This is a genomic window from Micromonospora sp. AMSO12t (assembly GCF_008806585.1).
Lineage (GTDB): Bacteria > Actinomycetota > Actinomycetes > Mycobacteriales > Micromonosporaceae > Micromonospora > Micromonospora reichwaldensis.
In genome coordinates, this window is sequence record NZ_WAAS01000388.1 from 1 (window position 1) to 4479 (window position 4479).

General features: G+C 75.9%; 5 protein-coding genes. 2 read left to right on the top strand and 3 right to left on the bottom strand.

Annotated elements, in window-relative coordinates:
- Nucleotides 1–95 precede the first annotated feature (95 nt).
- A complete protein-coding gene (locus tag F6X68_RS30895) occupies nucleotides 96–1352 on the bottom strand; it encodes an aromatic acid exporter family protein (RefSeq protein WP_225852533.1) in 1257 nt (418 codons plus the stop codon).
- Between the two features lie 74 nt (nucleotides 1353–1426).
- Here F6X68_RS30895 and F6X68_RS30900 point away from each other — a divergent pair, with 74 nt between their 5' ends.
- Nucleotides 1427–2062: a metal-dependent phosphohydrolase gene (locus tag F6X68_RS30900; protein WP_151457559.1), complete on the top strand. Its 636-nt coding sequence runs from the start codon at nucleotides 1427–1429 to the stop codon at nucleotides 2060–2062.
- On the opposite strand, the gene F6X68_RS30905 is transcribed toward F6X68_RS30900, so the two are convergent.
- Complete coding sequence (locus F6X68_RS30905) at nucleotides 2059–2352, bottom strand: DUF4031 domain-containing protein (protein ID WP_151457562.1); 294 nt, start codon at nucleotides 2350–2352, stop codon at nucleotides 2059–2061. The two genes, F6X68_RS30900 and F6X68_RS30905, sit on opposite strands and share 4 nt — an antisense overlap.
- 68 nt (nucleotides 2353–2420) lie before the next feature.
- Between F6X68_RS30905 and F6X68_RS30910 the strand changes: the two genes are divergently transcribed.
- Nucleotides 2421–3821, top strand: a complete 1401-nt coding sequence (locus F6X68_RS30910; protein ID WP_151457560.1) for an FAD-binding oxidoreductase — start codon at nucleotides 2421–2423, stop codon at nucleotides 3819–3821.
- Between the two features lie 85 nt (nucleotides 3822–3906).
- Here the strand turns inward: F6X68_RS30910 and F6X68_RS30915 are convergent, their stop codons facing one another.
- Entirely contained in the window at nucleotides 3907–4437 is a 531-nt protein-coding gene (locus F6X68_RS30915; RefSeq protein ID WP_151457561.1) for a hypothetical protein, read from the bottom strand.
- Between the last annotated feature and the right edge of the window lie 42 nt (nucleotides 4438–4479).

The following is a 4479-nucleotide window of genomic DNA, read 5'->3' on the forward strand; positions in this document are numbered from 1 at the left end:
CGCCGCCCCGCCGCTCGGCTGACCCCGGGGACCCTTGTCGACCCGGTCAGGCCCGCGCCCTGCGGGCCTGACCGGGTCGACAAGGGTCCCCGGGGTCAGCCGAGCGGCGGGGCGGCGGGCGGCTTCGGGGCGTCGTCCCGCTCCCCCTCGCCGTCCGGCCGGTCCTGGTCGCCGAAGGACTGCCGGACCCCGCGGTTCGCCTCCTCCTGGCTGATGCCGGAGGCCACCATCAGGTCGCTGGCGGTGGTCCGCACCTGCGCGATCACCACGCTGCCGGAGAAGCCGACCCCGTCGGCGTACGCCCGGCCGGCCTCGCTGACCGCGCGCAGCGCCCGCTCCCGTGCCTGCTCCGGCTCCTCGCCGACGGCGAACTCGTGCTTGAGCAGGCGGACCGACTCGGCGAGATGGGCCACCGCGTCGGGCATCGTCTCCGGGATGGGCTCCTCGTCCTCGATCAGGGTCACCGCGCGCCGGGTCAGCGTGCCGGCGTTGCGCATCGCCCGGTCGATCGGGTCGGCGGCCTCGGCGTAGTGGGTGAGCTCGTCCCGCCGGTGCCACCGGGCCGGCGAGAGCATGGCGGTCTCCTTCGCCCCCTCGATGGCCTCGGTGAAGGCGGCCAGCTCCTCCTGGTTGTTGCGCAGCCGGTCCAGGGCCCGCTGGGCCTTGTCCCGGTCCCGGTCCCGCAGGGCGTCCGCGGCCATGTCGAGCTGGGCGGCGAGCAGGTCCAGGGCCGGCCGGGCGGCCCGGTTGATGACCCGCAGCGGATTGAGCGGCAGCAGGACCGCGGTGACCAGCAGGGCGATGCCGCCGCCGACGAACGCGTCGATGAACCGGGGGATCTCCAGGTTCTCGGTCGACGGGCTGAGCGTGACGATCAGCACCGCCGTGGCCGCCGCCTGGATGACGATGGCCACGCTGGCGCCCGCGAAGATGGTCAGCACGATGGCCAGGGTGACCACCAGGCCGAGCTGCCACGGACCGGTGCCGAGCAGGTAGATGAGGAAGTCGCCGACGGCCACCCCGATCGCCACCCCGACGATCAGCTCCACCGTACGACGGAACCGCTGGCCGACCGAGGCGGCGAGGGTGCCGACCGCGGAGATCGGCGCGAAGACCGGTTGCGGGTTGCCGAGCAGCTCGTGCGCCGCCAGCCAGGACAGTCCGGCGGCGAGGCCCGCCTGCACGGCGAGGCCCATCGCCATCCGCAACCGGTGCAGGCGGTCGTGCAGGGTGACCTTGCTGCGGTGCCGCAGGGTCTCCACGGCTCGGGCGACCCGGGCCGTGTCGAGCTCCTTCCCCCGGTCGCGCAATATGGCGCGTCGCACCAGTGAGGATCGACGGTCCCGGGCCACGGCCATGGCGGGGACTACCCGTGGCGCGCCGGGTGAATCCTCGGCGGCGACGGCGGTAGGGCAGACTGGGCCGGGTGGCCGATCTTCTCGACCGGTGGCGGGCCGCGGCCCGGGGCGCCGGGATGACCGACGCGGCGGAGCTGAGCCGGGTCGGCGAGGACCTGCTGGCCCGCTGGCGGGAGCCGCACCGGCACTACCACGACGCCGACCACCTGGCGGCCGTCCTCGACGTGGTCGACGCCCACGCGCCGGCCGCCGGGCGGCCGGACCTGGTGCGCCTCGCGGCCTGGTGCCACGACGCCGTCTACGACCCGCGCGCCGGGGGCGACGCCAACGAGCGCGACAGCGCGGCGCTCGCCGGGACGCTGCTCACCCGGGCGGGCCTGCCGGCCGACGCCGTGGCCGAGGTGCGCCGGCTGGTGCTGCTCACCGCCGGGCACGCCGTGGAGCCGGGCGACGCCGACGGTGCGCTGCTCTGCGACGCCGACCTCGCCGTCCTGGCGGCGCCGCCCGAGGCGTACGACCGCTACGCCGCGGCCATCCGACGGGAGTACGCGCACGTGCCCGAGCCCGACTTCCGGGCCGGCCGCGCCCGGGTGCTCGCCGGGCTGCTCGCCCTGCCGGCGCTGTTCCGGCTGCCGCCGCTGGCACGGCGCTGGGAGCCCCGGGCCCGCGCCAACCTGACCCGCGAGATGTCCACGCTCCGCTAGCCCCCCGCACCCACCTCCACCCCACGCGGGCGGGCCAGGTGCTTGGGGCGGCGCAGCCCGGCCTGCCGGAGCAGGCGCACCAGCTCCCGGCTCGGCACCACCCGGGCGCCCAGCCAGACCGCCATCGCGAACCGGTCGGCCGGGATGTCGTAGTGGTCCCGGTCGAACCCCCGGCGGGGCACGCCCAGCATCTCGGCGAAGGCGTGCAGCTCGGCGGGGGAGACGTCGCTGATCAGGTGGGACCAGAGCCGCCCCCGCCACGGCCAGGCGGGCCGGTCCAGGTAGAGCATGTCGGCCAAGGTACCCCGCACCGGGGACCGGTTGGTGATCGCGCGGGACCGACCGTAGCCTCGGCGACATGGCCGGATCCCCCCTCCTCGACGACCTGCGGGCGGCGCTCGGCGACGACGCCGTCCTCACCGACCCGGACCTGTTGCGGATGCACGAGCGGGACGAGGCCGACCTCTGCGCCGCCGGTACGCCCCTGGTCGTGGTCCGTCCCCGCACCACCGCACAGGTGGCCGCCGCGCTGCGGGCGGCCGCGCGGCACGGCGTACCGGTGGTGCCGCAGGGGGCGCGCACGGGGCTGGCCGGCGCCGCCAACGCCGTCGACGGCGCGATGGTGGTCAGCATGGTCGCGATGGACGCCGTGCTGGAGATCGACCCGGTGAGCCGGATCGCCGTGGTGCAGCCCGGCGTGGTCAACGCGACGCTCGCCGCCGCCGTGGCGAAGCAGGGGCTGTGGTATCCGCCCGACCCGGGCTCGTGGGAGTCGTCCACGATCGGCGGGAACGTCGCCACCAACGCGGGTGGCATGTGCTGCGTCAAGTACGGCGTCACCACCGAGTACGTGCTGGGCCTGGAGGTGGTACTCGCCTCCGGCGAGGTGCTGCGCACCGGCCGGCGTACCGCCAAGGGGGTGGCCGGGTACGACCTCACCCGGCTCTTCGTCGGCTCCGAGGGCACCCTCGGGGTGATCACCGAGGTGACCGTGGCGCTGCGGCCCGCACCGGCACAGTCGCTGACCATGGTGGCGGTCTTCCCGTCCACCGCCGCCGCCGGCGCGGCCGTCGCCGAGATCGCCGCCCGGGGGCTCTCCCCCAGCCTGCTGGAGCTGCTCGACCGGACGCACCTGCGGGCGATCGAGGCGTACCGCCCGATGGGCCTGCGGACGGACGCCCAGGCGCTGCTGCTGGCCGCCGCCGACACCGGCTCCCGCGCGGCCGACGATCTGGCGGGCCTGGCCGCGGTCTGCGAGGCGGCCGGCGCCGACGAGGTCTACGCGGCCACCGACGCCGTGGAGGCGGCGGCCCTGTTGCAGGCGCGCCGGCTCGCGCACCCGGCGATGGAGAAGTTCGCGGCGGAGACCTACCCGGGCGGCAACGGCGGCCTGGTCATCGACGACGTGGCGGTCCCCCGGGGCGCGTTGGCGGCGCTGCTCGACGGGGTGGCCCGGATCGCGGTGGAGTGCGACGTGCCGATCGGCGTGGTCGGCCACGCCGGCGACGGCAACATGCACCCGAACATCGTGGTGGACCGGGCCGACCCGGCGAGCCTCGAACGCGGCCGGCGCGCGTTCGACGAGATCATGCGCCTCGGCCTCGAACTGGGCGGCACCTGCACCGGCGAGCACGGCGTGGGCCTGCTCAAGCGCGACTGGCTGGCCCGCGAGATCGGCCCGGTGAGCCTGCGGGTGCACCAGGCGATCAAGGCCGCCCTGGACCCGGCCGGCCTGCTCAACCCCGGCAAGGTCCTCTGACGGGCGCGGCGCGACGGCCTTCCGCCGGCCCGAGGTCCGGACGCCGGTGGCGCCGGTCCCGGAGCCTCCGCCGGGAGCGCGGCCGTCAGGCGGTCATCTCGGCCGGGGTGGCCTGGGTGAGCAGCAGCAGGATCTCGTTGGCGATGGGCGGGTGCTCCTCGCCCGGGCAGTCCTGCGACGTGACCAGGCCGGTCGAGGTGAGCAGGCTGGAGGTCAACGCGTCGATGCAGGTGACCTGGTAGCGCCGGACCTGGTCGGTCTCCTTCGCCAGGCCCGGGTCGGCTAGCAGCTTCTGGAGCCGGGCGACGTGTTCCGGGCCGAGCACCCCGGTCGACGTCACGCCGTCGCCGGCGCAGTCGACACACTCCCACCTGCCGTCCGGTTCCACCTTGAGCGTGCGCAGCGGGCCGTCCGTGCCGACCCGCTGGAGGAGGCTGACCTCGCCCTTTCCGGCGGTCGCCGCACCGCCGGGCCCCGGCTGCGACAGCCCGGTGCCCGCCGGACCCGGCGCGGGCACGTCGTCGGCACTTCCGGGCAGCGAGCAGCCGGCGAGGGCGGCGGCCAACAGGGCGGCCACGGACACGCGGACCGGACGCAACCAGGAAGCGGAGGGCACGGGCCGGAACCTATCCCACCGTGGGTGAGGGCCGTAACCGCT

Bases quoted from the DNA above. Each gene is read 5' to 3' on its own strand.
- F6X68_RS30905 (WP_151457562.1), bottom strand. From the start codon at position 2,352: ATGCTCTACCTGGACCGGCCCGCCTGGCCGTGGCGGGGGCGGCTCTGG.
- F6X68_RS30910 (WP_151457560.1), top strand. From the start codon at position 2,421: ATGGCCGGATCCCCCCTCCTCGACGACCTGCGGGCGGCGCTCGGCGAC.